Raw genomic sequence first — 26,775 nt, 5'->3', positions numbered from 1 at the left:
TATCAAATTAATACCAATTTTGATTTCGGCGCGTGCTCGTCACTTTGGACAAGTGCCTAGTCCGGTCCGAGGCCTGGCTGCGGACGCAGGCCAGGGCTTCGACCAGCAGATAGAGGCTCTGGAGGGATGGAGCCGGGTGTGTGTTCCCATTGCATCAGGTGTATTGCCGCCTAGTTGCACATATCCTTTTCAGCCTTACTGGCAGAGGATGGGAGCGTTGGCAACGGGGGACAACGTAAGCTTTGGGCCCAAAGCCTACGGTGGGCATCGTCCCTCAAAGCGGTGTGTGATGCGCTGCCCAGCGTTTCCAGGGCCATAACCTTGCCCTGTGAGCGCCCCGATCTCACCTCCTCGTAAGCTATAGTTTCCCGAGTACAAGTCTGCCGGGTTTACGGATTTTTATGCCCGAATGTTTATACAGCAAGGCGTTAAAAACGTAGTTTGCAATCCACTCTCAGGAGGAAGCGGTGTCCAGAATATTCCGCATCGCCCAGCTTATCCCGCAGGTTCTGCGGTCTACATCACGTTAGGCTTCATGAGCCCGCACACAGACAATCCTGCACCAGCCTCAGAAGCCCGCACCTGCGAGCGATGCGGTTGCGAGCTTCCATCCGCCGATGCAGTTTGTGCGAAGTGCGACTCGGAACTTTCTGCGCGGGCAAAAGGTCCCCAATTTCTAGGGAAGCACAACTGTCCAAGTTGTCAGCTCGCTTTCTCCAAGCCAGCTTTCGTCCTAACCCCCGCGGGCGCAAAGTGGTATGTACCTCAGGTACAAAGGCTTGCCTGCCCGCACTGCAACGCTTTCCTGCTTGACACGCGCAACCCCCGTCTATCCTCATCTCAAATCTTCGCGCTCCTCTTTCTCGTGGTTTGCGCACAATTCTTGCTGCCCGCCCCCTACGCCCTGCCCGGGCGCATCGCCATAGCATTTGCCTTGCTTGCACTCTATGTCTATCGCAGATCCTGGGGAGTACCAGATAGTAGGCGCTACATACGCGATGAGGCCTAACCCCTCGCGCAACCGGACCCGCTAGTCCCGTGCGCTCAACTCGAAATTCTGGCCGAGTTCACATCCGGGTGCTTTGCAGCGATCTTGCTATGCAAACAGGACCAAAATCTACGCATAAAAATAGCCGCTAGCGCAGGTAAATCCTGCGGTAGCAGCTATCAATTTAATACTGATTTCTAAGAAGCTGTGGACGCAAGTTCAGCGTGTACTTGTCACCTTGGACAAATGTCTCGGCCGGTCCGGGTCCTGACCACGCGCGCGCGCCACGGCTTCGACCAGCAGGTAGAAGCTCTGGATGGCGGTGATCGGGTCCAGGTCTTCGTGCGGGGCGATGGCCAGGGTCAGGTCGCGGCTGGCCACGTCGGCTGGCGCGGCCAGCAATACGCGGGCGCCGCGCTCGCGCATCTCGGCGGCCAGGGTGATCAGGCTGGCCTGGGCCGGGCCGCGGGGGGCGAACACCAGCATGGGGTAGGCCTCGTCGACCAGGGCCATCGGGCCGTGCTTGACCTCGGCGGCGCTGAAGGCTTCGGCCTGGATGCCGCAGGTTTCCTTGAACTTCAGCGCGGCCTCATTGGCTATCGCCAGGCCGGGGCCGCGGCCGATGACCATCAGTCTTTCGGCTTGGAGCAGCGGCGCGATGGCGGCCGACCAGTCCTGCTGGCAGGCCTGCTCCAGTGCCGCGGGCAGGTCGGCCATGCGGGCGATGAAGTCGGGCGTGTCACTCCAGCAGGCAGCCAGGCGCGCGCCAGCGACCAGGCCGCAGATGAAGCTCTTGGTGGCGGCCACGCTGAGTTCGGGGCCGGCATGCAGCGGCATGGCCCAGTCGACGGCGGCGGCCAGCGGCGATGCGGTGTCGTTGACCAGGGCCACGGTGGTGGCGCCGGCACGCTGGAACAGCTGCATGGGTTCGACCAGGTCTGGGCTGCGGCCGGACTGCGAGATGGAGATGGCCAGCATCTGGCCGATGGCCAGTGGCGCCTGGTACAGGGTCAGTAGCGACATCGGCAAGGACGTGACCAGCTGGCCGTTGCGCGCCATGATCAAGTAGGCCATGTAGGCGGCCGCGTGGTCCGAGCTGCCGCGGGCGATGGTGACGGTGCCGCTGGGCGGACGCGCACGCAGGGCGACGCCGAGCGCGGCGTAGCGGTCGGCATCGGCCGCCAGTTGCAGCTGGACTTGCCGGGCGGACGCGACCGCCTCCGAATACATATGGGTAGGTGTGGAACTGTTCATCTTTGGTTTACTGTTGGATGCCGGGGAAGGCCCAGATGCCGCTGGTGCGCATCAGGTCGCGGTAGACCACTACGCGCTCTTGCTCGCTGACCTTCTGGGCTTCTTCCACGCTGGGGTAGTCGAGATCGACCAGGCTGTCGTATTGCAGGTCCAGCCCCTGGTTGCGCGAGGCTTCTTCCAGCAGGGTCAGGCCGCGGCGGATGTGGCTGGCGCTGGACACCAGGGTGGCGTGGCTGACGCCCAGCTCCTTCAGCATGGCGGCGCAGTTGACCGCATTGCCCACGGTGTCCTTGGCCAGGTCTTCCAGCACCAGGCGCGAGCGGGCGATGCCCTTGCCGGCCAGCCATTCGGCCATCGCATAGGCTTCGGTGATGCCGCCTTGCTGCACGCCGCCGGACAGCACCAGGGGCGCCTTGGGATACAGCAGGGCGAGCTCCAGGGCCTTGTCCAGGCGCTTGAGCAGGGTGGGCTGCATCACGCCGCCCTTGCCCAGCGCGTAGCCGAGCACCACGATGGCGTGCTTGTCCTGCGGCATGCCGGCGTTGGGCGTGGTGCGAATAGGCAAGGCAATGGTGCGCGCGGTGCGGGCAAACTTGTCTTGGTAGGCCTGGGTGCGGTCGGGGTGGGTTTGCGCCAGGGTGGCGAGGATCTTGTCCGCCGCCTCGGTCTGGCCTAGCGCCTTGAGGTAGGCGGCCTGCAGGATAGGGGCTTCAAAGCCCTGGCTGTCTTTGCTCCAGATGTCGGCCCAGGTCTGCAGTGCGCCGGTGGTGTTTTTTTGCAGCACCTGGGCGGATGCCACGCCGAACAGCAGGTCCAGCCGCTCGGGCTGCAGTTTGGCGGCTTCGCGGAAGCTGTTTTCCACGATGTCGTACTTGCCCTTGAGGGTGATGCCCTTGAAGTAGTCTTTCTCGGCCTGCTTGAGATCGCCGCCGTTCCAGTAGTAGTAAATGCCGGTCTGGACGATCTTGGCCGCGCGCTCCTGCGCAACCGCGTTGATGCCTTCGGCAGATACCGGCGCGTGGGCCAGCAGACTGGCCAGAATGCTGGCCGACAGAATGGTTTTGAGCATGGTTTTCATGGGATAGGGGTTTGCAAAGAGGTGCAGAGAGTTAAGCAAACTGTTGTGTCAGTAGCTGGATCGCGCCTTGCAGCGCATCGGCCTGGGGTAGTACCAGGCGGGCCTGCAGGGGCGGCGACAGGCGGGGTGCGAGCCGCTGGCCGATGCTGCCCCATAGCGCCAGCGGCAGTCGGGCTTCGGGGTCTACCGCCAGCGCCAGCCGTTCCAGGGTGCCGACGGCATCGGCCAGCAGCAGGGCGGCGGCGGGGTCGTGGGCCTCGCTGTCAAACACCAGGGGGGCGAGGCGGGCGTATTCGGCCTGGCCGGCCGCGCAGCACCAGGCCAGCAGATCGTCGGCACTAGGCCCCACAGCCTGCAGCACCGCACGGCTCAAGGCGCTGGGGGCACGCCGGCGGTCTATGGCCTGCTGGGCGAGGTTGACCGCGCGCAGGCCGAGCACCGCGCCGCCGCCTTCGTCGCCCGACGGAAAGCCCCAGCCGCCGGCCGTGGCGCGGCTGCCATCGGCATGCAACGCCTGGGCCACCGTGCCGGTGCCGGCGATCACCAGCGCGCCGGGCTGGCCCTGGTGGGCACCTAGCAGGGCAGTGAACACATCGGTATCCACCACCAGATGGGCATAACCGGGGTTGGCCGCCAGGAAGGCGGCGCGCCATTGCGCATTGTTGAAACCAGCCACGCCTATGGCCAACGCGCAGTTGTGCGGGCTCAGGGGCGGCAGATCGGTGGCGGCCATGGCTTGCTCCGCACGTTCTATCGCCAGCTGGATGTGCTGCCAGGCCTGCGGAATGCCTTGCATCAGACCCGATGCGCCGGCTTTGCCTTCGCCCAACACGCTGCCATCGGGCAGGGTGACGCGCGCGCGGGTGCTGCTGCCGCCGCCGTCCACTCCCACCAGGTAATAGATGTTTTCGGGCAGCTTCATAGCGCGTGGGCCGAGCGCATATTGCCGGGGCGCAGGCGTGCGCAGGCCGTGCCATCGGCGCGGAACAAATACATGGCTTCGGGCAACGCGCGGACGATCACCGAGTCGCCCAGGCGCACCGCGGCATTGCCGTCGCCACGCACTATCAGCTCCTGGCCGTCGTCGGTCTTCAGGTAGAGCAGATTCGATTCGCCCAGGTGTTCGACCAGGGTGATTTCGGCGTCCAGTGCAGCGTCGTCCAGGCCCGGCGCGCGCTCACCGGTGAGCACTTCGCAGTGCTCGGGGCGCAGGCCGATCTCGACCGACTCGCCGACCTGCAGGCCGGTGTTGTCCACCGTAGCCAGAAACTTGCAGCCATTGCCCAGCTGCACGCGCACGCCTTGCTCGGCCAGCTCGATGACGCGCGCGGGCAGCAGGTTGATCGTGGGCGAGCCGATGAAGGTGGCCACAAAGCGGTTCGCCGGCTGCTGGTACAGGGTCAACGGCGTGCCGGCCTGCTGGACCCGACCTTCGTGCAGCACCACGATCTTGTCGCCCAGGGTCATGGCCTCGATCTGGTCGTGCGTCACATAGACCATGGTGGCGGCCAGATCGCGGTGCAAACGGGCCAGTTCGATGCGAGTCTTGGCGCGCAGGGCGGCGTCCAGGTTCGACAGCGGTTCGTCGAACAGGAACAGCCGCGGCTCGCGCACGATGGCCCGGCCAATCGCCACGCGCTGGCGCTGGCCGCCCGAGAGTTCGCGCGGCAGGCGCTGCAGCAGGTGGTCGATGTGCAGCACCTTGGCGGCATCAACCACCCGGCGCTCGATGTCGGCCTTGTCAACGCCGTGGATCTTCAGGCCGAAAGCCATGTTGCGGTAGACCGTCATGTGCGGGTACAGCGCATAGCTCTGGAACACCATGGCGATGCCGCGCTCGGCCGGCGGTTTGCCGTTGACGATGTCGTCGCCGATGCGCAGCGTGCCGCTGTCGATCTCTTCCAGGCCGCACAGCACGCGCAGCAGGGTGGACTTGCCGCAGCCGCTGGGCCCTACCAGCACGACCAGCTCGCCGTGTTCGATGTCGAGGCTGACGTCCTGCAGCACGGGCGTGCTGCCGAAGGATTTGGAGACGTTTTGGATGGAAACTTTTGCCATGATTTTTAACGGGTTATTTCACTGCTCCGGCCGTAATCCCGCGGATCAACTGGCGAGAAAACAGGGCGTAGAGCACGACCACCGGCACGATGGCCAGGGCCAGGGCGGCGAGCACGGCGTTCCAGTCGGTGGCGTACTGGCCGACGAACTGCTGGATGCCGAGGGTGATGGTCTGGGTCTTTTCGGAGGGCGCGAGGATCAGCGGGAACCACAAGTCGTTCCAGATCGGCACCATGGTGAACACGGCCACCGTAGCAATGGCAGGGCGGATCAGCGGCACCACCACCTGGAAGAAGATGCGGAACTCGTCAATACCGTCGCAGCGGGCCGCGTCCTTCAGCTCGCCTGGCACTTGGCCCATGAATTCCGACAGGATCATGATGGCCAGCGGCAAGCCCTGGGCCACGTAGACTAGCACCAGGGCGGTGAGGGTGTTGACCAGCCCGAGGCTGACCATGATCTGCAAAATCGACACCGTGCCCAGGCGGATCGGCACCATGATGCCGAAGGCAAAGAACAGCTTGAGCCAGCGGTTGCCTTTGAACTTGTATTCCGACAGCGCCCAGGCTGCCATGGCGCCGAACAGCAAGATGAAGAACAGCGAGGCCACGGTGACGATGAAGCTGTTGCCAAAGTACAGCCATACGTCCGAGCGGGCCAGCACCTTGTGGTAGCCGATCAGCGAAAAGGTCTCGGGCGTAGGCCAGGCCAGCGGGTCGTCAAAGATCGCACCGCGCTCCTTGAACGAGTTCATGAACACCAGCAGGATGGGCGCCAGCGCCAGCACCAGGTAGCCGAGCAGGGCCGCATGGACGAACAGGCGGCTGGGCGCTACTTTTAGATCAGATTTAGCCATTGGGGCCTCACATGGCAAAGCGTTGCAGGCGGCGCTGCACCACCAGGAAATAGGCGCCCACGCCCAGCAGGATCACCAGGAACATCAGCGTGGCCACGGCCGCGCCCATGGTCGGGCTGGCCACTTGCGACTGGTAGCCGAAGAAGGTGCGGTAGAACAGCGTGCCCAGGATGTCGGTGCTGTAGTTGGGGCCGGCCAGGCCGCCCTTGACGGTATAGATCAGGTCAAACGCGTTGAAATTGGCCACAAAGGTCAGGATGGTGACCAGGCCCAGGGTCGGCAGGATCAGCGGCAGGCGGATCTGCCAGAAAATGCGCCAGGGCGAAGCGCCTTCGACCACGGCGGCTTCGATCACGTCTTCGGGGATGGCGATCATCGCCGCGTAGATCAGCATCATCGGAATACCCACGTACTGCCATACCGACATCAGCGACAAGGTGATCAGCGCCGAGGATTCCAGCCCCAGCCAGGGTGCAAACCAGTCCGCCAGGCCCACCCAGCCCAGCAGCCGCTCGGACACGCCCCACAAAGGCGACAAAATCAGTTGCCAGACAAAGCCGACGATCACCACCGACAGCAGGGTGGGCAAAAAGAATACGGTGCGGTAGAAGGCTGCAAAGCGCACATTGCGCAGCGACAGCAGGGCGGCCAGCAGCAAGCCCATGGGGTTTTGCGCCAGCATGTGGATGCCGAAGAACTTCAGGTTGTTCAGCATCGCGTTCCAGAAGCTGGCCGACCACTGCGGGTCGTGCAGGATGGTGGCGTAGTTCGCCAGGCCAGAGAAAGTGCGCACGCCGGTGTCATCGGTGCTGTACAGCCCCAGGCGCAAGGTGTCCAGCAGCGGCAGGGCGCTGAACACGGCGTAGATCAGCAAGGCGGGCGTAATAAACACCAGCACCCGCCAGGAGAATCCTTGTTTCATCGTGACTTTCTTGCTCACCCCCAGGCTCCAGTGCTGCGCACTTTCCGCCAACCCCCTTGCAGGGGGCAACACCAGCAGCCTGGCAAAGCCAGTTCTGCGGTGTTTCTGGGGGGCGTGCGTTCTGACTGAATGTCGGGTGGACGGTGGTTATTTGGGTTGCTTAGAAGCCGGCAAGCCCTTCCGGGCTTGCCTTGCCGATTTACTTGGCTGGCGTGTACCACTTGGCAAATCCGGCTTGGATCTGCTGGGCTGCATCCTTGGGCGCCATCTTCAGGTTCATGACCTGCGAGCTCACGTTCCACAGCTCGTTTTCCATGCTCGGCGTGCCGCGGTTCATGATTTGCGCGTTCAGGCGGATGGTGCTTTTGCACTGGTTGCGCCAGCCAATCATTTCCTTGGCGACCGGGTTCTTCACCTCGATGGCGTGGCTGGACAGCGAGAAGAAGCCGGTGGCCTTGTTGGTGTACAGGTCAGCAAATTCCTTGCTGGCCAGCCAGTTCAGGAACACCTGGGCGTCGGCCTTGTTCTTGCTCTTGCTGTTGATGCCCATGCCGATGTCGGTGTGATCCGAGATGTAGCAGGGGTCACCGGCCTTTTGTACTGGTGGTTTGAAGGCGCCGAAGTCCACCTTGCTGTTTTGCTCGAAGTACGAGATATCCCACGAGCCGGTGGGGTAGATGGCGGCACGGCCCGCGCCGAACAGGTTTTGTGAGTCGCCATAGGTTTGTGCCTGGTAGCCCTTGGACATGTAAGGTGCCCACTTGGCCATGGTTTCCCAGGTACTGACGAAGGCCGGGTCGGTGAACTTCTTCTTGCCGCTGATGATGCCCTTGCGGCCTTCTTCACCCTTCCAGTGGTTTGGGCCAATGCCGGTGAAGACGATCTGGTTCGTTTCCCACTGGTCGGCGGTGCCGATGGCCAGCGGTGTGACTTTGCCCGCGGCCTTGATCTTTTCGAGCGCGGCGAAGAAGTCGGCTTCCGTGACTGGCACGCCCAGGCCCAGCTCGGCAAAGATCTTCTTGTTGTAGAAGAAACCGTGGATCACCGATGCCATCGGCAGGCAGTGGGTGCTCTTGCCGTCATCCGACTGCCAGGCGACCTGGGCGGATTCGGGGAAGTTCTTTAGTCCGGGGATGCCATTGAGCTTTTCCAGATAGCCCTTCTTGGCCAGATCGAGCGACACGTCAAACGGGCGGCAGGTGATCAAATCGCCGGCGGTGCCCGCGGTCAGGCGGGTATTGAGTGCCGAGTCGTATTCGGGCGGCGAGGTAGGCGAGAACTTGACGGTGATGCCGGGATTGGCTTTGTTGAAGGCGGGCAACAAAACCTCTTCCCACAGGGCTTTGTCGTCCACCCGCCAGCTTTCGATGGTGAGGTTGCCGGCGTGGGTAAGGCCGCTGCAAACCAAGGCAAGGGCGGTGGCAGCGAAATGGAATGTGGTGCGCATGGACAGTGATCTCCTGGACATTGGTGGGACCTGGCTGCTGCCACAAACGGGATGTCGTGGCATTCAGTGGGCCGGAGGTTATGCTGTGCCACCTGTAATATCAAACCGCGCGCAACGGGCTTCATAAAGTGTTCAAGCTGTTGATTTTGTTCATATTTTTTCCTGTGGTGCGCTTGCTGCATTACGTTTCATTACGTAGGGGATGGCCTGCGTGGGCAGGCGTGGCGACGGGCGCCGCAGCCGCGATAGATAACATTACATTTCGATAGGAAATGAGAGCTCTTGCCTTGCTTTTGATCGGTCTGGCGGCCTGGCTGGGGGCGCAGCCGGCGTTCGCCCAGGCGCAGGCCATGCCGGTCGATGTGCTGCACTGGTGGACTTCGACCAGCGAGCGCCGTGCGGCCAACCAGCTCAGCATCTACCTGGCTGCCAATGGCGTGCAGTGGCGCGATGCGGCGATTCCCGGCGGCGGTGGCATGGCGGCGGTCAAGGTGCTGAAAAGCCGGGTGCTGATGGGCGACCCGCCCGATGTTGCCCAGCTGATAGGCACCACCCTGACCGAATGGGCCGATGTCGGCCTGGTGCTGCCGCTGAATGCCGTGGCCGCGCGCCAGCGCTGGGCGCAGAACATGTTCCCGACCGTGATGGAGCTGGTCAGCTACCAGGGCGATGTGATCGCTGCGCCGCTGGGCATCCACCGCATCAACACCTTGTTGTACAACCGCCGCGTCTTTGCGCGCCTTGGCCTGCTGCCGCCCAAGACCTGGGCCGAGTTCGAGCTGGTGGCGCGCAAGCTGCTAGCGCAGGGCATCAAGCCCCTGGCCTGGAGCGACGAGCCCTGGCAGATCGCCACGGTGTTTGAGTCCGTGCTGCTGGGTGAAGCCGGCCCGGCGCTGTACCGCGAGCTGATCGTGCAGCGCAAAAGCAGCGCCTGGCTGGACCCGCGGGTCGAGCGCGCGCTGACGCGTTTACGCTGGCTGCGCAGCATCCAGGGCGAGACTCCGCGCGAGCAGAACTGGACCGATGCCGCCCGCGAGCTGCTGCAGGGCAGCGTGGGCATGATGGTCATGGGCGACTGGGCCAAGGGCGAGTTAATGGCCTGGGGAGCGAGCCCGGGCAAAGACTTCGGCTGCGTGGTTGTGCCCGGTACCGACAACATGCACCTCTACAGCATCGACACCCTGGCCATGCTGGTCAATGTGCGGCACCGCGAGGCCACGCAGGAGAAAGTGGCCGAGCTGGTCTCCAGCCTGCCGGCCCAGCTGGCCTACAACCGCATCAAGGGCTCGGTGCCAGTGCACCGCGACGCCGACGTGAGCAGCCTGGACAGCTGCGCGCGCGACTCCTGGGACACCTTTGCCGACCCGCGCAGTGCGCGCGTGCCCAGCCTGGCGCACCGCATGGCGGCCGATGAATCCATCAAGGACGCGGTGGCCCAAACCCTGTGGCGCTACCTGACCGACGCGCGCATGGAGCCGTCCGAGGCCCAGCGCCGGCTGGCCGCCGTGATCCGCGCCCCCAGTGCCGAACGCTGAACGTTAAAAGTACCGCATGAACAGAACCATCCTGGTCGTCGACGACGACCAAAAAACCCGCAACCTGCTCAAGACCTATCTGGAAAAGCACCAGTACGAGGTGCGCGTGGCGCACGACGGCGTCAGCTTTCTGGCCGAGTTCGAGCGCTTCAAGGACGAGCTGAGTTTGGTGATCCTCGACGTGATGCTGCCCGATACCGACGGCTTCACCCTGTGCCAGACCGTGCGCCGCCAGTCGCCGGTTCCTATCATCATGCTGACCGCGAGCGCCGACGACACCGACCGCATCGTCGGCCTGGAGCTGGGCGCCGACGACTACATCGCCAAGCCCTACAACCCACGCGAGCTGCTGGCGCGCATCAAGGCCATCCACCGCCGCATGCAGTTGGGCGGGCCGGGCGTTGCGGTACGCTTTCTGCGCTTTGCCGGCTTCAGCATGGACCTGCTGGAGCGCCAGCTGACCGACCCGGCCGGCACGCTGGTGGTGCTGACCAGCATGGACTTCAACCTGTTGCGCTTCTTTGCCGAGCATGCGGGCGAAACCCTGGACCGTGGCCGGCTGATGGAGCAGACCCGGGGCCGCGATCTAGGCCCGCTGGACCGGTCCCTGGACGTGCAGATCAGCCGGCTGCGCCAGCGCCTGAACGACGACGGCAAGCAGCCGCTGCTGATCAAGACCGTGCGCGGCAGCGGCTATGTGTTCTCGGCTGACGTCACGGCCAGCGATGCCTAGGCCTGCGGGTTTCCGCCGCTGGCTGCCCGACAGCCTGCTGGGCCGCATCGTGCTGGTGATGGCTTTGGGGGTGGTCAGCGCGCAGCTGGTGGGCACCTTGTTGTGGGCGCGCCAGCTGCGCGAAAGCGCCCGCGCCGAAGCCCTGGGCGCGGCCCACCATCTGGCGGTGAATGCGGCGGGCACGCTGCGCTTCTTCCGCGACCTGCCGCCCAAATACCGGCCCATCCTGATCGAGCAGCTGCGCACCATGGGTGGTACGCGCTTCTTCGTCAATGTGAACCGTGAGCGCGTGCCCATCACCCCGCTGAGCGGCAATGCGCTGGTGGACGCGGTGGTGACGGTGGTGCGCGACGATCTGGTGGGCAATCTGCAGCCGGCCCAGCCACCCGATGTGGCGTTTGCCTGGCCCGATGGTTTGCGGGTGTCGGACGACGGCCGCACGGTGAACGACCTGCCCGAGTCCTGGGTCGAGGCCACCTTGCTGCTGCGCCCGCGCCCCGCGCCGGTGCTGGTGATCCAGGCCGAGTTCGAGCCCGGCCGCTGGCTGTACCTGGCCGCACCCATGCCCGACCCGTACTTTCTGGACAACGCCAATCCGCTGACCCTGGACCGGGTGGCCATGCAGGTGGTGACGCTGCTGACGGTGCTGGTGCTGTCAGTGCTGCTGGTGCGCGGCCTGATCCGCCCCTTGAACCGGATTGCCTCTGCCGCCAATGCCTTTGGCAGCGACAGCGCGCCCGAGGCCGTGCCCGAGACCGGCACCGCCGAGCTGCGCCGCACCGCCCGCGCCTTCAACGAAATGCAGGCCCGCATTCAGCGCTACCTGGTGGACCGCGAGCGGCTGTTTCTGGGTATCTCGCACGGCTTGAAGACGCCCATCATGCGGCTCAAGCTGCGCACCGAACTGCTGGACGACGAAGCCCTGCAGGCTGACTTCCACGAAGACCTGGACGACCTGGACGTGATGGTCAAGGCGGCACTGCAAAGCGTCAAGGACACCGACATCCACGAGAACCTGACTCCCGTGCGGCTGGACACCTTGCTGGCGCGACTGGCCAAGCGGCCGATCCACCCGAATGCCAGCATCGAGTTCGTGTCCGACGCAGTGAGTGTGCAGGGCAAGCCGCTGGCGCTGGAGCGGGCCTTCAGCAACCTGCTGGACAACGCCGTGCTGTACGGCGAAAGGGTGCAGCTGCGCCTGAGCGACCGCGGCGCATTGGCGGTGGTCGAGGTGCGCGACTTCGGCCCGGGTATTGCGCAGGCCTCGATGTCGGCCGCCTTCGAGCCGCATGTACGGCTAGGCCACGGCCAGCAGAACAACCGCACCGGCACCGGCCTGGGCCTGGGCATTGCCCGCAACATCATCCAGGCGCATGGCGGCGAAATCCGTTTGCACAACCATGCGGAGTGCGGGCTGGTGGTGACCGTACTGCTACCCGCCGTGCAGACTGAGTAATAAATCAAGCGCCGGCGCAGAGAGTACCTGCGCCAGTAGCTATATAAACTGTAGCGAGGTCAGCCCAGGTTGATCGCTCCACCTTCGACGTACACCGCCTGCAGCGCCAAATCCCGGTCCAGCACCACCACATCGGCCCAGGCGCCCACCGCCAGGCGGCCGCGGTCGGTCCAGCCCATATGGTCGGCTGCATAGGTAGACACGCGGTGCGAGGCATCCGTCAAGTCCAGCCCCAGTGTGTCCACCAGGTTGCGCAGGGCTTGGTCCATGCTGAGTACGGAGCCGGCCAGCGTACCGTCGGGCAGGCGCACACCGCCCATGCATTTGGTGACAGTGTGGCGGCCCAGCTTGTAGTCGCCGTCGGGCATGCCGGCGGCCGAAGTGGAGTCGGTCACGCAGTAGAGCTTGGGAATAGCGCGCAGCGCGGTGTGGATGGCACCGGGGTGTACATGCAAGAGGTCGGGAATCACCTCGGCAAACTCGGCATGGGCCAGCGCCGCGCCCACCATGCCGGGCTCGCGGTGGTGCAGGGCCGACATGGCGTTGAACAAATGTGTGAAGCCCGTGGCGCCGCAGCGCAGCGCAGCCACGCCCTGCTCGTAGCTGCCCGTGGTGTGGCCCAGCTGCACTTTGAAGCCTTCGGCCACCAGCTGCGCTATGAGTTCGGCATTGCCACCTACCTCGGGCGCCAGCGTGATGAGGCGGATGGGCGCCAACGCGTGCAGGCGGTGTATTTCTTCAAAGCTGGCGGGACGCGCAAACGGGGGCTGCGCGCCCAGGCGCGCCTCGCTGATGTACGGGCCTTCCAGATGCACGCCCAGCACGCGCGCCGCGTTGGGCGCGCGCTGCGCGCACAGCCGGCCCATAGCAGCGAAGGCTATGTCCAGATCGCTCTGCGGTGCGGTCATGGTGGTGGCCAGCAGGCTGGTGGTGCCGTGTCGCGCATGCAGCGTGGCCACGTGCAGAGCGGCGTCGCCGCCTTCCATGATGTCGTGGCCGGCACCGCCATGCACATGCAGGTCGATGAAGCCGGGCAAGACCAGCGGCAGGCCGGCATCCCGCACGCTGGCGGTCGCCACGGGGCTGCCGGTGATGGCGGCAATGCGGCCGTCGGAGCCGAAGCGGATGTCGCCGCTGACAAAGCCGTTAGGGGTCAGGATATTTCCGTGGATGGATTGCATAGAACACTTTTCATAAGAGCCGGCCGGTGGGGCGCCACAGAGGCGTAAGGTTAGAATCTTAAGCTCCTACCCGTAGCTCAGTTGGATAGAGCATCAGCCTTCTAAGCTGAGGGTCACAGGTTCGATCCCTGTCGGGTAGACCACCTCACATCGCCTCCATTTTTATACATAAAAAAAGCTTCTAGCGCTTATTTTGTATGCGCGAGCAGCTATTTAAAGTGTAGCAAAATACGGCTGGCGCCCATGATCCCCATTGACGGGTATCGCCTCATACACCAGCCCATGTTCTTCCAGCATGATGGGGATATGTGGCCGTCCGGGTGGGCAGGAAACACCCGGACCATGGATGGCTACTTTTGGGGTGCACGCCACCCGGCAAACTTTAGGTGAAAGCGGACGCGCATGTTTGAGCGCATAAAAAAATGGGTTGCCCGGTCGCCCGACAGCCGGCCGGAGCAGGCCGACTTGCAGGCGGTAGAAGCCTGGGCCATGGCCCGCGAACTGGGTTTTGAAAGCCTGTTCAATGACGGCGATTTCGCGCTAACCGGGCAGCAGGCCGTGTGGTCGTGGCGCCTGGAGCGTACCGAGCCGGTGCGGGATTTCATCCAGGGCGCCGAGCTGCGCGGGCGCGCCGATGTGGTTTTGCCCGAGGACGTGGCCGTCATGCTGATCAACCGCCCGCTGAAGGAAGACCTGGAAAAACGCGTCTACGAGCAGGTCACCCACAGCGTGCAGACTACGCTGGACGCCGATCTGCCGGAAGAGGCACGCTGGTTGTCGCTGTACGACGAGGTTGGCTGGAGCACGGCGCCGCTGGAGTTCTGGGACCGCTACGCCGCCGTGGCCGATACCCGCGCCCATGCCCAGCAGTGGCTGGAGGGCGATTTACTGCCCTTGCTGATGGCCTGGCCCACACCGGCCGTGCAGCAGATCACGCCCTTCATCCTGCAGTTGCAGCGCGGCCGGGTGTATCTGCGCATGGAGTATCCGCACAACGATGTGCCGACCCTGGAGCACGCGGTGGCGGTGTTCACCCAGGCCTGCGTGTCGGCCCAGCAGCTCAGTGCGGACGGGGCAGAGCTTATTTAGGAACGGCGGCGTATTTGCCCAGCTCAGCCTTGGCAATCGCGTTGCGGTGCACTTCGTCTGGGCCGTCGGCAAAGCGCAGGGTGCGCGCCGCGGTATAGGCGTAGGCCAGCGGAAAGTCTTCGCCCATGCCCGCCCCGCCATGGGCTTGCATGGCCCAGTCGATCACCTGGCAGGCCATGCTGGGGGCCACCACCTTGATCATCGCAATCTCGTTTTTGGCCACCTTGTTGCCGGCCACATCCATCAACCAGGCGGCCTTGAGAGTCAGCAGGCGCGCCATGTCGATCTTGCAGCGGGCTTCGGCAATCCGCTCCTGGGTGACGCCCTGGGCGGCAACCGGTTTGCCGAAGGCGATGCGTGACGATGCCCGCTTGCACATCAGCTCCAGCGCGCGCTCGGCCAGGCCGATCAGGCGCATGCAGTGGTGGATGCGGCCCGGGCCCAGGCGGCCCTGGGCGATTTCAAAGCCGCGGCCTTCGCCCAGCAGGATGTTGCTGGCGGGCACGCGCACGTTCTCGAAGCTGATTTCCATGTGGCCGTGCGGCGCGTCGTCGTAGCCCATCACGCTCAGCGGCCGCAGCACGCGGATGCCAGGTGTGTCGGCCGGCACCAGCACCATGCTTTGCTGCGCATGGCGCGGCGCCTCCGGGTCGGTCTGACCCATCACGATGTAGACCGCGCATCGCGGGTCGCCGGCGCCAGAAATCCACCACTTGCGGCCGTTGATCAGGTAGTCGTCGCTCTGGCGTTCTATGCGGGTGGCGATGTTGGTGGCGTCGCTGGAGGCCACGTCGGGCTCGGTCATGGCGAAGGCGGAGCGGATTTCGCCCTCCAGCAAGGGCTTGAGCCAGCGCGCCTTGGCGGCTGCGGAGCCATAGCGGGCAATGGTTTCCATGTTGCCGGTGTCGGGGGCCGAGCAGTTGAAGACCTCGCTAGCCCAGGGGACCCGGCCCATGGTTTCGGCCAGCGGCGCGTATTCCTGGTTGGTCAGGCCGGCGCCTGCGTAGCCCGCCACGGCGGCGCTGTCCACGGGCAGAAACAGGTTCCATAGGCCGGCGGCGCGGGCCTGGACTTTCAGTTTTTCGATAGTTTGCAGCGGCGTCCAGCGCTTGCCGGCCTGGGTGTTGGCCTCGATCTCGGCCACGTAGGCGGGCTCGGCCGGGTAGATGTGGGCGTCCATGAACTGCTGCAGGCGGGCCTGCAAGGCCAGGGTCTTGGGGGAGTAGTCAAAGTCCATCAGGTGCTCCGGGCAAATGTCCAGGCCATTTCGGCCAGCGGCCGTGCGCCGGCCGCCGAGGCCCGCGCCTGCGGGCTGGACGCTGTGCCGTCTTCCACCCGCTTGGCAATGCCTTGCAGAATCGCGGCCAGGCGAAACAGGTTGTAGGCCATGTAAAAGCCCCAGTCGGCTTGCAAGGCTTCGGCGCTGGCCAAGCCCGTGCGTTCGCAGTATTGGCGGATGTAGTCGGCTTCCAATGGAATGCCGAGTGCGGCCCAGTCCAGCCCGGCAATGCCGCGGAAGCTGCCCGGCGGTATGTGCCAGGACATGCAGTGGTAGCTGAAGTCGGCCAGCGGGTGGCCCAGGGTGGAGAGCTCCCAGTCCAGCACCGCCAGCACGCGCGGCTCGGTGGGGTGGAACACCAGGTTGTCGAGCCGGTAGTCGCCGTGCACGATGCGGGTCTTGCTCTCGTCGCGCGCGTCGGCGGGGATGTGGGCTGGCAGCCAGGCCATCAGCTGGTCCATTTCGGCAATCGGCTGGGTGATGGAGGCCTGGTACTGCTTGCTCCAGCGGCTGATCTGGCGCTCGAAATAATTGCCCGGCTTGCCATAGCTGGCCAGCCCGTGGTCGGCGAAGCGCACCGTGTGCAGGGCGGCGATGACGCGGTTCATCTCGGCGTAGATCGCGGCCCGTTCGGCGGGCTGCATGCCGGGCAGGGCCTGGTCCCACAGCACGCGGCCGGCGATGAACTCCATCACATAGAAGGCCCGGCCGATGACGGACTCGTCCTCGCACAGGCAGAGCATGCGCGGCACCGGCACGTCGGTGTCGGCCAACCCGCGCATCACCGCAAACTCGCGCTCGATCGCGTGGGCCGACGGCAGCAGCTTGGCGACCGGCCCCGGCTTGGCGCGCAGCACATAGGTCTGGGTGGGCGTGCTGAGCTGGTAGGTCGGGTTGGATTGCCCGCCTTTGAACATGCTGACCGTCAGCGGGCCATTGAAGCCCGGCAGGTGCTGCGCCAGCCAGGCACTCAGGCGGTTTTCGTCGAGCACGTGCGACCCGGTGGCGGGACGGGTGCCGGTGAAGTGGCCGAAGTCGGTCATAGGCCAGGGCCTAGTTGTCGGACTCCACGATCCGGTACAGGGCGGAGCGGTCGCGCACCGTCAGGCCGGCGGGCTCGATGCGGATGACTTCTTCGCGCTCCATGGCCTTGAGCTCCTGGTTGACGCGCTGGCGCGAGGCGCCGAGCAGCTGCGCCAGCTCTTCTTGGGCCAGTTGCAGGCTGATGCGCACCTCGTTGGCGTTCGCCAGATTGGGGATGCCATAGCTGCGCGCCAGATGCAGCAGCTGCTTGGCCAGGCGCGCGCGCAGGGGCAGGGTGTTCAGGTCTTCCACCAGGCCGAACAGCTGGCGGATGCGCCGCGACTGCAGGCGCAGCAGGGCTTCGTAGAGCTCGGTATGGGTGGCCAGGATTTTCTTGAAATCGGCCTTGGCCACGCACAACAAGGTGGTTTCGCCATGCGCATAGGCGTCGTGGGTGCGCCGGTCGCCGTCGAATATCGCCACATCGCCAAACCAGGTGCCCGGCTCCAGATAGGTCAGGGTGATTTGCTTGCCCGAGATCGAGGTGGAACTCACCCGCACAGCCCCCTTGGCGCAGGCCACCCATTCCTCGGGGGGCTCGCCGCGGGCAGCGATCAGGCCGTTGTCCTGGTAGCGTTTGACGTAGGCGCATCGCAGAATATCGTGTCGCAACGACGGTGAGAGAGAAACAAACCAGTGACCGGTATTGATCGCTGCGCGTTCTTCGATGGTAAGAATCGGTTCGTCCATGGTCTGTCTTTTGGGTGACTGCTAATGGGCTGATTGTCACGCCCGTGACGCACAAGTCGGCTCAGGGTTGTCACTTGCGTGTCTGGCCTATCGATTTGCAGCGATGTTGGGGTGTCGTCGGGCGCCCGGCTATTGATGTTTGCCACCGCTGTGTGATCCCGATAGATGGCCGCATAATTCCGCTTCATTTACTGATCACCGGCCGTTTACAGATGGTATGGTGTGACTGAATTCAAAAAAACGCCAAAAAACTGCAGTGAAACTACGAAACACACTTCTGGGATCGACCCTCTTGGTCGCCGCATTTGGTAGTTCAGCCTTGTCTCTCGGCCGTGCCCGGGGCGCAGTGGTGCTGGGCCAGCCATTGGATCTGGCGGTGGATGTGCGTCTTGACTCTGCAGACGATAGTGGCAACGCCTGCTTTGAGGCCGATGTCTTCCATGGCGATGCGCAAGTGGCGCCGAACCGGGTCCGGGTGATCGTGGTGGCCGGTGGCCAGCAACAGGAAGCCGTGGTGCGAATCCGCTCCTCGGCCGTGGTCGATGAACCGGTGGTGGGGGTGGTTCTGCGCTCCGTCTGTGGCCAAAAAGCCTCACGCCGCTATGATTTTCTAACCGACTTCCCCGTCGAAACGCGCGCTGCATCCGTACCTACGATCATTCCGGCCATTGTGACGGCGCCCGCTGCGGCCCCGGCCCCGGCGCCAGCAATGGACGCACCAGCTCCCGCACCTGCACCGCGGCCAGCGCCGCGTCCCCCTGTAGTGCGCAGTGCGCCCAGCGCCACGACTGCACCCGTTGTCAAAGCCCCGCCCAAACCGGTGGCGGCACCCAAGCCAGCACCGGCCAAGGAGCCTGCTGTTGCGCCCAAGCCGGTGGTTAAACCCGAAGTGCCAGACAACAAGCCGCGCCTGAAGCTGGAAGCCGCTGAAACGCCAGACGAGCGCGTGGTGCAACTCAAGTCGTCTACAGACCTGGTGGTGGCGCCTACCGAAGACCCGCAAAAGCGCGCTGCCGCGGCAGCTGCCTGGCGCGAGCTTAACAACCTGCCGGTCGAAAACCCGCAGGAAAAGCAGCGCCTGCTGGCCTTGGAGGCCGAGTCCAAAGCCCTCAAAGCCCTGCTGGCCAAGAGCGAGGCCGACTTCAAGCTGCGGCTCGAAAAGTTAGAAAACAACCGTTTCGGCGAAGGCCTGGTTTACGGTTTGCTGACTCTGTTGCTGGCCGCCCTTGCGGCCGCCGGCTTCTGGTGGAACCGGGCCCGCCAGCGCGGCCTGGCCACGGCCACAGACTGGGCACACCATGGCGAACCCAGTCCCGAAGAAATGGGACGACCATCCGCGCTGAGCCGCCCGGCCAAACTGGCCACCCAGCAGCCGCCCGCGACTCTGCCAGGCTCAGCCCACGACACGCATATCGATACCGAGGTGGACGAGTCCTTGTTCGAGGATTTGAAGAAGCTGACAGCCGTTACGGCGATGCCCGTCAAGCCCGCCGTGGCGCCGGCGGTAGCAGCCGCACCAGCGCGCAATCTGCATGCCGATGACTTCCTGGATGTGCAGCAGCATGCCGATTTCTTCGTGTCGCTAGGCCAGTACGACCAGGCGATCGGCGTGTTGAAGAAGAGCATAGACGAGAGTGTCGAGGTCAACCCCTTGGCCTATCTGGAGCTGCTGAAGGTCTACCACACGCTGGGTCGCCAGGCCGAGTACAACCAGCAGCGCGATGCCTTCAACCGCATCTTCAATTGCCAGTTGCCGGTGTTCCCGGCCTTCACCAGCGAAGGCCAGACTCTGGAGAACTACCCGGCCGTGCTGCGCAGCATCGAAGCCCAGTGGGGCAAGCCGGAGGTGCTGGATTTCATCGAGTCCTGCCTGTTCCGTGACCCGGAAGCCGCACCGATGCCGGTGTTTGATCTGGCCGCCTACCGCGAACTGCTGCTGCTGCACGCCATGGCCAAGAGCGCGCTGCGCCAGACCGGCGGCAAACGGGCCATGGAAGCGCGCAGCCGCAACAGCCTGCCTGCCGCGCTGGAGCCCCAGTTGTCGCAGCCCGGCGCACTGGAAGAGTTGCCGCGCGAAACCTCGTTCACCCAGCCCATGCTGTTGATGCCCGATCCTTCCGCGCCCGAGCGGGCCGATGTGCCGCCCGAGCCGGCCGTGTCTTCGTACCGCCAGCCGCTGGACCTGGATCTGGACCTGAATCTGGATTTCTCGAACTCGGAACTGCTGGCCATGCAACAGTTGCCGGCTGCATCGCCGCCACCACCCGCTCCGGCCCCCGCCGCCAGCAGCCCGCTGATGGAGCCGCTGGACCTGGACCTGGATGAATTGATGGCAAACCCGGCGGCTACGCCGACGCCACCACCGCCGGCTCCGCCGGTGATCGACAGCAATATGCTGGAGTTCGATCTGTTCGACCCGAAGGTTGAGGCGAAGATTTCACCCAAGTCCAAGTAAGCAAAAAGCCACCGATCTGGTGGCTTTTTTTATGGATGATTTAGGCAGTTTGCGCAGGATATTTGTGCGCATAGTGCTATGAAAAACCTAGCGACGAACCTGCAGCGCCCCAGGGTTGACAATGTTGGTCGGCGTACCCTTGATGAAATTCAACACGTTGTCGAATGCGGCGTTGAAGTACATCTCGTAGCTGTTTTGCTCGACATAGCCGATGTGTGGTGTGCAGATGCAGTTCTCCAACCGCAGCAGCGCGTGGCCTTGCAAGATGGGCTCGCTCTCGAACACGTCCACCGCCGCCATGCCGGGACGGCCGCGGTTCAGGCCGGCCAGCAGGGCGTCGGGCTCGATCAGCTCGGCCCGCGAGGTATTCACCAGCAGGGACGTCGGCTTCATGCGCAGCAAGTCGTCCAGGGTGACGATGCTGCGGGTTTCGTCGTTGAGCCGCAGGTGAAGGGACAGCACGTCGGCCTGTTCGAACAGCTCCTCCTTGCTTTCCACTACATCGACGCCATCGGCCAGGGCGCGGGTGCGCGATGTCTCGCGGCCCCAGACCAGTACCCTCATGCCGAAGGCCCGGGCATAGGTGGTGACGATCTGGCCAATCCGGCCATAGCCCCAGATGCCCATGGTCTTGCCCTTGAGCACCGTGCCCATACCGAAGTTGGCGGGCATGGACGCGGTCTTCATACCCGACTGTTGCCAGACACCGTGCTTGAGGTTGCTGATGTATTGGGGCAGGCGTCGCGTGGAGGCCATGATCAGCGCCCAGGTGAGTTCGGCCGGCGCCACGGGCGAACCTACGCCCTCAGCGACAGCAATGCCGCGCTCGGTGCAGGCGGCGATATCGATGTGGGAGCCGATGCGCCCGGTCTGGGCAATCATCTTGAGCCGGGGTAGTTTTTCGATCAGCTGGCGGTTCAGCTGGCTGCGCTCGCGGATCAGCACGATGATGTCGGCGTCCTTGAGACGTACCGACAGCTGGCCTAGGCCTTTGACGGTATTGGTGTACACCTTGGCTGCGTAAGGTTCCAGCTTGATGGCGCAGTCGAGTTTGCGAACGGCATCTTGGTAGTCGTCAAGAATCACAATATTCATCCCCCGATTGTGCCTTGACGCAGATGCCTGCCTGTACCTGTATGTATCTAATAAGCGCCGCGACCCGGGTTAAATTTGCGTGGTGCGTTCTCTACGGACCAGCCGGCGCGGGTGGACGCGCGCTACAGGGTGGCTGGGCCCTACTGCAGCAGGGCGCTGGTGCGTGGGCCAGAAGATTCCAGGGCGGCCAGCCGATCCAGCTCGGCGCAGACATCGGCCATACGGCCCGAAATCAGCATGCGGCCTGCGTTGGCCGGCGTCTGCGGCCCATCGACCACGCGCAGCACCCGCAAGGGGCGCAGCGGACGCAGAGGCGTTGCCTGGAGGGTCGGGCAGGCGCTGCGTACCGCGGCTGTGCTGGCGTGGCTGGCGCAGGCATTGCCGCGGGCCGGGCCGGGCCGTAGCGCCAGCGCTTGGCGGACACTGCGCGTTTTGGGCGAATGGAGGTTGAACCAGCCGACCAGGCCCTGGAACGAGCCGAACAGACCGGTAGGCGAAAACGATGCGATTCCCATATGAAACTCCCACGACATGGTGTGCTGGATGCGGATGGACAGGGTGGCTATGCGCTGGCGCTGCGGGCTTACATCAGCATGGTGTTGCGGATGAGGCCTACGGCCAGCCCTTCGATGGCGAAGCTCTCGCCGGGTTCGACGACGATGGTGGCGTAGTCGGGGTTTTCGGGCAGCAGCTCGATCAGGTTCTTGTTGCGGCGGAAGCGTTTGACGGTGACTTCCTCGCCCAGCCGGGCCACCACGATCTGGCCGTTCTTGGCATCGGTGGCCGACTGGACGGCCAGCAGGTCGCCGTCGAGGATGCCGATGTCGCGCATCGACATGCCGCGCACTTTGAGCAGGTAGTCGGGCTTGTGGCGGAACATGCTGGCTTCCACATGGTAGGTTTGGTCCACATGTTCCTGCGCCAAAATCGGGGAGCCGGCAGCCACCCGGCCAATCAGCGGCAGGGCCAGCTGGTTGAGGGTGTGCTGGAAGCGGGATTCGTTGATGGAGCGCAGGGTGTCGCTCTTGAGCCGGATGCCGCGCGAGGTGCCGCTGACCAGTTCGATCGCGCCTTTGCGGGCCAGGGCCTGCAGATGCTCTTCGGCGGCGTTGGCCGATTTGAAACCCAGCGTGCTGGCGATTTCGGCCCGGGTAGGTGGGGCGCCGGTGCGGGCAATGGCCGACTGGATCAGGTCCAGAATCTGTTGCTGGCGGGCGGTGAGTTTGGCGGACAGATTCGAAGTAAAGGCGGGCAGATCCATGGGTGACTCCGTGCTAGTTTAGCGGGCTGGCTGTTTTAATATCCAGTAGCTGTATTTTTAACCAGTTTTTGAAAGTTTGCAAGCCATGGCAGTAAATTCAGGCGCGTTGGACGCACAGCCTTCCCGCATCGTGGTGTTGGGCACTGGCGGCACGATTGCCGGGCGGGCCAGCAGCGCGGGCGACAACATCGGCTATACGGCGGGCGAGGTAGGCGTGTCCCAGCTGCTGGAGTCGATAGGCGGCTTCCAGGACGGCGCGTTCCGTCTGGTGGCCGAGCAAGTGGCCCAGGTGGATAGCAAGGACATGGGCTTTGCGCTGTGGCAGCAACTGGCCGCGCGCTGCGCCCACTGGCTGGCCCAACCCGAGGTGGCGGCCATCGTCATCACCCATGGCACGGATACGCTGGAAGAAACCGCTTACTTTCTGCAGGCCGTGCTGGACCCTGCCAAGCCCATTGTGCTGACTTGCGCAATGCGCCCGGCCACCGCCCTGGTTCCGGACGGGCCGCAGAACCTGTTGGACGCGATGGCGGTGGCCAGTACCCCGGGCGCACACGGCGTGCTGGCGGTCTGCGCGGGCAATATCCACGGCGCGCAGGATGTGCAGAAGGTGCACAGCTACAAGGTAGATGCGTTCTCGTCGGGCGAGGCCGGCCTGGTCGGGGTGGTGGAAGAAGGGCGGGTGCGGATGTTCCGGCCCTGGCCGTCGGCCATCGATTTTTATAAGGAAAATCGACCTTTGGCGCAGGCAGAGATTGCGCGAGAAGCTATTAAAAACATAGTAATCAACGCAGCGGCTGCCAGGGCCTGGCCGCGGGTGGAGATCGTGCTGAACTACGCCGGGGCGAACGGCCTGCTGGTGGACGCGCTGGTGGCCCAGGGCGTGCGCGGCATCGTGGTGGCGGGCACCGGCAATGGCACGCTGCACCTGGACTTGCAGGCGGCCCTGCTGCGCGCCATGGCGGCCGGGGTGCGGGTGCTGCGGTCTACGCGCTGTGTGTTCGGCCGGGTGCAGGCCATGCCGGCGGATGCGATTCCCGATGCCCAGGGCCTGTCGCCGGTGAAGGCGCGGATTGCGCTGCTGCTGGAGCTGCTAGCCGCACCATGAAAAAAGCCGCCGGGCTCAGCACCTGGCGGCTTTTTGTATTGGCGTCAGCGCTTTAGGCGGCGAGGGCGGCAAATGCGCGGGCGGTGATTTCGTCCACTGTGCCGGTGCCGCTGATGGCGCGGTACTTGGGCGCAGCTGCAGGCTCGTTGCGGGCCCAGCTGGAGTAGTAGTCGACCAGCGGGCGGGTCTGGGCGCTGTACACCTCCAGGCGCTTGCGCACGGTTTCTTCCTTGTCGTCGTCGCGCTGGATCAGCGGTTCGCCGGTCACGTCGTCCAGGCCTTCGACCTTGGGCGGGTTGAACTTGACGTGGTAGGTGCGGCCCGAGGCCGGGTGCGAGCGTCGGCCGCTCATGCGTTCGATGATGGCGTCAAATGGCACATCGATTTCCAGTACGTAGTCGAGCTTGACGCCAGCGGCCTTCATCGCGTCGGCCTGGGGCAGGGTGCGGGGGAATCCATCGAACAGGCAGCCGTTGGCGCAGTCGGGCTGGGTCAGGCGTTCCTTCACCAGGTTGATGATCAGGTCGTCGCTGACCAGGCCGCCGGACTTCATCACCGCGTCGGCTTGCAGGCCCAGGGGCGTACCAGCCTTGACGGCAGCGCGCAGCATGTCGCCGGTGGAGATTTGCGGAATGCCGTATTTCTGGCAGATGAAGGTGGCTTGCGTACCCTTGCCGGCGCCAGGTGCGCCCAACAAAATCAGTCTCATGGAAATTCCTCGGAGTGTTTAAAACCACGTGGCACGACTGGCAGTCCGAGAACTACCGCCGTGCTTCATTCCGTCAGAGGATACCAGAGGCTTCAGTACAGCTTGCTTACGCGTTCCAGGTCTTCCGGCGTGTCAACCCCGGCGCCTGGCGCGTGGGCGGTGACGTGCACCGCGATGCGGTGGCCATGCCACATGGCACGCAGCTGTTCCAGGGCTTCGGTGACCTCGATAGGGGCTTGCGGCAGGGTCGGAAACAGCCGCAGAAAGCCGGCCCGGTAGGCATAGATGCCGATGTGGCGCAGCGGTGCCGGGTCGGGCAGGGCGCGGAAGCTGTGGTCGGGCGTGGCACCGTCGCGCCACCAGGGAATTGGCGCCCGGCTGAAGTACAGCGCGTACTGCTGGGCGTCCAGTACCACCTTAACGAAATTCGGGTTGCCCAGATCGGCCAGGGTGTCGATGGTGTGTGCCGCCGTGCCCATGCTGGCCTGCGGGCGCTGCAGCAGCAGGGCGCCGACTTCGTTGATCAGCTGCGGGTCGATCAGCGGCTCGTCGCCCTGTACATTGACCACGATGGCGTCGTCGGCCAGGCCCAGCAGCTGGCTGGCTTCGGCCAGGCGGTCGCTGCCCGAGGGGTGGTCGTCGCGGGTCAGGATGGCTTCCACGCCATGGGCCTGGCAGGCATCCAGGATGCTCTGGCTGTCGCAGGCGACGACGGTGCGCGCGGCCTGGGAGAGCATGGCGCGTTGGGCTACCCGTACCACCATGGGCGCGTCGCCTAGGGCCGCCAGCGGCTTGTTGGGCAGGCGGGTCGAGGCCAGTCGGGCGGGGATCAGGACGGTGAAGCTCACAGGCCCAACTCCTCGTCGCTCAGGGTGCGGGCTTCGTTTTCCAGCAGGATGGGGATGCCGTCGCGCACCGGGTAGGCCAGGCGGGCGCTGCGCGAAGTCAGCTCTTGCTTGTCGCGGTCGAATTGCAGTGGGCCCTTGGTGACGGGGCAGACCAGCAGTTCCAGAAGTTTGCTATCCATGGGGGAATCTCGGTCGGTAGTCGCGGTAGTCGGTATCAGGTAAGCGCAGAGGTGCGCGCAGGGGGCGATGATAGCCAGGGATCGACCCGTTGGTCGAGGGCGGCCAGAAAGCCGGCCTCCAGTTCCACCACCAGGGGCACGGCCAGCGCGTCCGGTTGGTGGCGCCACAGCTTCACCGCATCTTTTTCGGTGCAAATAACCGTCTGGCGCAGATGTTCTATGCGGGTCCAGCTATCAAAATCATAGTGATCGGGCAGCGCTTGGGTCTGGTCCAGCGACAGGCCGGCGGCGCGCAGCATGGTGAAGAAGCTCTGGGGCTGGGCGATGGCGGCCAGGGCCAGCAACGGCGTGCCCTGCAGACTGGACAGCGGGCGGCGCCTGCCATCGGCCTGCACCGCGTAATCGGCCAGGCTGCGGCGTGCCCGGAAGCCGGCAAACGCCGGCTGGGCGCCGCTGTGCAGCACCAGGTCTACCGGCCGTGGCCAGGCCTCGCGCAGCGGGCCGGCGGGCAGCAGAAAGCCGTTGCCCACGCCGCGGTCGTCAAAGATGCAGATTTCCAGGTCGCGGTGTAGTGCGCGGTGCTGCAGGCCGTCGTCGCAGACGATGAGCTGGGTTTGCGGGTAGCGCGCCAGCAGTGCCTGGGCCGCTTCCAGCCGCTGGCGGGCCACGAATACTGGCACCTGGCAGCTACGGTGTACCAGGGCCGGCTCGTCGCCGACTTCGGCGGGCAGGCTGTCGGGTAGGACTTCGCGGCAGTCTGTGCTGCTGCGGCCGTAGCCACGCGAGATGACGCCGACCGCTATGCCGCGTGCCTGCCAGTGCCGCACCAGGGCCATGACCACCGGGGTTTTGCCGGAGCCGCCGGCCACCACATTGCCGACCACGATGACCGGCACCGGCACGCGGCCGGTGGGCAGCCAGTTCAGACGGTAGAGCAGGTTGCGCAGTCCGCCGAGCAGGCCGTACAGCAGGGATAGCGGCCACAGCAGCCAGGCCAGTGCACCACGGGAGCGCCAGGTGCGCAGCAGGGTGGCTTCCAGCCCCATGGGCTTACTTGGGGGTGGCCTGGGTGGCAAAGGTGATCTGGTTCAGGCCCGAACGCCGAGCGGCTTCCATCACTGTGATGACCGACTGGTGGGCGGCGCTGGCGTCGGCGCTGATGATGACAACCATGTCCTTGCCGCCCTTTGCGGCGTTGGCCAGGGCCAGGGACAAGGCATCGACGCTGCGGCCTTCGACCGGGCTTTTGTTGATGGCGTAGCGGCCGTCGCTGCCCACGGCGACGATGATTTCCTTGGGGTAGTTGCGCTGGGCGTCGGTATTGGCCACTGGCAAGGTGATCTGCAGCTCGGTGAACTTGCTGTAGGTGGTGGACAGCATCAGAAAGATCAGCACCACCAGCAGCACGTCGATGAACGGGATCAGGTTGATTTCGGGCTCTTCGCGGGAGCGGTGGCGGAAGTTCATGGTC

25 protein-coding genes and 1 tRNA gene are annotated in these 26,775 nt (G+C 64.6%); 7 read left to right on the top strand and 19 right to left on the bottom strand.

Translation table 11 applies throughout. From position 1 onward, the window contains the following. Positions 1 to 1,207: 1,207 nt before the first annotated feature. From BLT66_RS02945 to BLT66_RS02915, 7 genes are all read right to left on the bottom strand, one after another. Entirely contained in the window at positions 1,208 to 2,242 is a 1,035-nt protein-coding gene (locus tag BLT66_RS02945; RefSeq protein ID WP_255406734.1) for an SIS domain-containing protein, read from the bottom strand. Positions 2,243 to 2,249: 7 nt separating this feature from the next. Beyond that, positions 2,250 to 3,320 (bottom strand): YdcF family protein, encoded by a 1,071-nt coding sequence (locus BLT66_RS02940; RefSeq protein ID WP_092755557.1) that lies wholly within the window; start codon positions 3,318 to 3,320, stop codon positions 2,250 to 2,252. A gap of 31 nt (positions 3,321 to 3,351) precedes the next feature. Next, positions 3,352 to 4,242: a glucosamine kinase nucleotide-binding domain-containing protein gene (locus BLT66_RS02935; protein WP_092755555.1), complete on the bottom strand. Its 891-nt coding sequence runs from the start codon at positions 4,240 to 4,242 to the stop codon at positions 3,352 to 3,354. After that, the gene (locus BLT66_RS02930) at positions 4,239 to 5,378 is read right to left on the bottom strand and encodes an ABC transporter ATP-binding protein (RefSeq protein WP_092755553.1); all 1,140 of its coding nucleotides are present in this window, start codon (positions 5,376 to 5,378) and stop codon (positions 4,239 to 4,241) included. The genes BLT66_RS02935 and BLT66_RS02930 overlap by 4 nt, the downstream gene beginning before the upstream one ends. Positions 5,379 to 5,391: 13 nt before the next feature. Then, positions 5,392 to 6,234 carry a carbohydrate ABC transporter permease gene (locus tag BLT66_RS02925; RefSeq protein WP_092755551.1) on the bottom strand — a complete coding sequence of 281 codons (843 nt, stop codon included), beginning with the start codon at positions 6,232 to 6,234 and terminating at the stop codon, positions 5,392 to 5,394. A 7-nt stretch (positions 6,235 to 6,241) separates the two neighbouring features. Next, on the bottom strand, positions 6,242 to 7,156 hold the full coding sequence (locus BLT66_RS02920; protein ID WP_092756984.1) for a carbohydrate ABC transporter permease: 915 nt from the start codon (positions 7,154 to 7,156) through the stop codon (positions 6,242 to 6,244). 199 nt (positions 7,157 to 7,355) lie between these two features. Then, positions 7,356 to 8,603, bottom strand: coding sequence for an ABC transporter substrate-binding protein (locus BLT66_RS02915; protein ID WP_092755550.1), 1,248 nt, complete (start codon positions 8,601 to 8,603; stop codon positions 7,356 to 7,358). A 287-nt stretch (positions 8,604 to 8,890) separates the two neighbouring features. Here BLT66_RS02915 and BLT66_RS02910 point away from each other — a divergent pair, with 287 nt between their 5' ends. Genes BLT66_RS02910 through BLT66_RS02900 form a run of 3 tightly spaced genes read left to right on the top strand, consistent with a single transcriptional unit; the run spans position 8,891 to position 12,327 of the window. Next, positions 8,891 to 10,138, top strand: coding sequence for an ABC transporter substrate-binding protein (locus BLT66_RS02910; RefSeq protein ID WP_255406731.1), 1,248 nt, complete (start codon positions 8,891 to 8,893; stop codon positions 10,136 to 10,138). A gap of 16 nt (positions 10,139 to 10,154) precedes the next feature. Then, complete coding sequence (locus tag BLT66_RS02905) at positions 10,155 to 10,871, top strand: response regulator (RefSeq protein ID WP_092755546.1); 717 nt, start codon at positions 10,155 to 10,157, stop codon at positions 10,869 to 10,871. Next, complete coding sequence (locus tag BLT66_RS02900; protein ID WP_092755544.1) at positions 10,864 to 12,327, top strand: ATP-binding protein; 1,464 nt, start codon at positions 10,864 to 10,866, stop codon at positions 12,325 to 12,327. The genes BLT66_RS02905 and BLT66_RS02900 overlap by 8 nt, the downstream gene beginning before the upstream one ends. Positions 12,328 to 12,386: 59 nt before the next feature. Here the strand turns inward: BLT66_RS02900 and nagA are convergent, their stop codons facing one another. Further along, positions 12,387 to 13,508 (bottom strand): N-acetylglucosamine-6-phosphate deacetylase, encoded by a 1,122-nt coding sequence (gene nagA, locus BLT66_RS02895; protein WP_092755542.1) that lies wholly within the window; start codon positions 13,506 to 13,508, stop codon positions 12,387 to 12,389. A 66-nt stretch (positions 13,509 to 13,574) separates the two neighbouring features. Between nagA and BLT66_RS02890 the strand changes: the two genes are divergently transcribed. Next, positions 13,575 to 13,651, top strand: a tRNA-Arg gene (locus tag BLT66_RS02890). 259 nt (positions 13,652 to 13,910) lie between these two features. Continuing rightward, positions 13,911 to 14,597, top strand: coding sequence for a hypothetical protein (locus tag BLT66_RS02885; protein ID WP_092755540.1), 687 nt, complete (start codon positions 13,911 to 13,913; stop codon positions 14,595 to 14,597). Here BLT66_RS02885 and BLT66_RS02880 read toward each other — a convergent pair. The 3 genes from BLT66_RS02880 to BLT66_RS02870 are packed head-to-tail and all read right to left on the bottom strand — an operon-like array spanning position 14,590 to position 17,649. After that, a complete protein-coding gene (locus BLT66_RS02880; protein WP_092755538.1) occupies positions 14,590 to 15,834 on the bottom strand; it encodes an acyl-CoA dehydrogenase family protein in 1,245 nt (414 codons plus the stop codon). The genes BLT66_RS02885 and BLT66_RS02880 overlap by 8 nt on opposite strands. Then, positions 15,834 to 16,919 (bottom strand): phosphotransferase, encoded by a 1,086-nt coding sequence (locus BLT66_RS02875; RefSeq protein ID WP_092755536.1) that lies wholly within the window; start codon positions 16,917 to 16,919, stop codon positions 15,834 to 15,836. Before BLT66_RS02875 ends, BLT66_RS02880 begins: the two co-directional genes overlap by 1 nt. 10 nt (positions 16,920 to 16,929) lie before the next feature. Then, positions 16,930 to 17,649 carry a Crp/Fnr family transcriptional regulator gene (locus BLT66_RS02870; RefSeq protein ID WP_092755534.1) on the bottom strand — a complete coding sequence of 240 codons (720 nt, stop codon included), beginning with the start codon at positions 17,647 to 17,649 and terminating at the stop codon, positions 16,930 to 16,932. A 319-nt stretch (positions 17,650 to 17,968) separates the two neighbouring features. Between BLT66_RS02870 and BLT66_RS02865 the strand changes: the two genes are divergently transcribed. Further along, positions 17,969 to 20,104: a tetratricopeptide repeat protein gene (locus BLT66_RS02865; RefSeq protein WP_143029136.1), complete on the top strand. Its 2,136-nt coding sequence runs from the start codon at positions 17,969 to 17,971 to the stop codon at positions 20,102 to 20,104. An 87-nt stretch (positions 20,105 to 20,191) separates the two neighbouring features. Here the strand turns inward: BLT66_RS02865 and BLT66_RS02860 are convergent, their stop codons facing one another. The 3 genes from BLT66_RS02860 to lexA all read right to left on the bottom strand — a co-directional run bounded on the left by BLT66_RS02860 (position 20,192) and on the right by lexA (position 22,460). Further along, positions 20,192 to 21,199, bottom strand: a complete 1,008-nt coding sequence (locus BLT66_RS02860; RefSeq protein WP_092755530.1) for a D-2-hydroxyacid dehydrogenase family protein — start codon at positions 21,197 to 21,199, stop codon at positions 20,192 to 20,194. A 140-nt stretch (positions 21,200 to 21,339) separates the two neighbouring features. Beyond that, the gene (locus tag BLT66_RS02855) at positions 21,340 to 21,714 is read right to left on the bottom strand and encodes a hypothetical protein (protein ID WP_092755528.1); all 375 of its coding nucleotides are present in this window, start codon (positions 21,712 to 21,714) and stop codon (positions 21,340 to 21,342) included. A gap of 68 nt (positions 21,715 to 21,782) precedes the next feature. After that, a complete protein-coding gene (gene lexA, locus BLT66_RS02850) occupies positions 21,783 to 22,460 on the bottom strand; it encodes a transcriptional repressor LexA (RefSeq protein WP_092755526.1) in 678 nt (225 codons plus the stop codon). Between the two features lie 85 nt (positions 22,461 to 22,545). On the opposite strand from lexA, the gene BLT66_RS02845 reads away from it, so the two are divergent. Then, on the top strand, positions 22,546 to 23,568 hold the full coding sequence (locus tag BLT66_RS02845) for an asparaginase (RefSeq protein WP_092755524.1): 1,023 nt from the start codon (positions 22,546 to 22,548) through the stop codon (positions 23,566 to 23,568). A gap of 52 nt (positions 23,569 to 23,620) precedes the next feature. Here BLT66_RS02845 and adk read toward each other — a convergent pair whose 3' ends face one another. The 5 genes from adk to BLT66_RS02820 all read right to left on the bottom strand — a co-directional run bounded on the left by adk (position 23,621) and on the right by BLT66_RS02820 (position 26,771). Further along, positions 23,621 to 24,277 (bottom strand): adenylate kinase, encoded by a 657-nt coding sequence (gene adk, locus BLT66_RS02840; RefSeq protein ID WP_092755522.1) that lies wholly within the window; start codon positions 24,275 to 24,277, stop codon positions 23,621 to 23,623. 92 nt (positions 24,278 to 24,369) lie between these two features. Then, a complete protein-coding gene (gene kdsB / locus BLT66_RS02835; protein WP_092755520.1) occupies positions 24,370 to 25,125 on the bottom strand; it encodes a 3-deoxy-manno-octulosonate cytidylyltransferase in 756 nt (251 codons plus the stop codon). Continuing rightward, positions 25,122 to 25,304 (bottom strand): Trm112 family protein, encoded by a 183-nt coding sequence (locus BLT66_RS02830; protein WP_092755518.1) that lies wholly within the window; start codon positions 25,302 to 25,304, stop codon positions 25,122 to 25,124. The genes kdsB and BLT66_RS02830 overlap by 4 nt, the downstream gene beginning before the upstream one ends. Positions 25,305 to 25,339: 35 nt before the next feature. After that, entirely contained in the window at positions 25,340 to 26,350 is a 1,011-nt protein-coding gene (gene lpxK / locus BLT66_RS02825; protein WP_092755516.1) for a tetraacyldisaccharide 4'-kinase, read from the bottom strand. A 4-nt stretch (positions 26,351 to 26,354) separates the two neighbouring features. Further along, positions 26,355 to 26,771: an ExbD/TolR family protein gene (locus tag BLT66_RS02820; RefSeq protein ID WP_092755514.1), complete on the bottom strand. Its 417-nt coding sequence runs from the start codon at positions 26,769 to 26,771 to the stop codon at positions 26,355 to 26,357. Between the last annotated feature and the right edge of the window lie 4 nt (positions 26,772 to 26,775).

This window comes from Rhodoferax sp. OV413 (assembly GCF_900104385.1).
Classification (GTDB): Bacteria; Pseudomonadota; Gammaproteobacteria; order Burkholderiales; family Burkholderiaceae_C; genus Rhodoferax_B.
The sequence above is the reverse complement of the archived record's forward strand: the minus strand, read 5'-3'. Positions and strand labels throughout refer to the sequence as shown.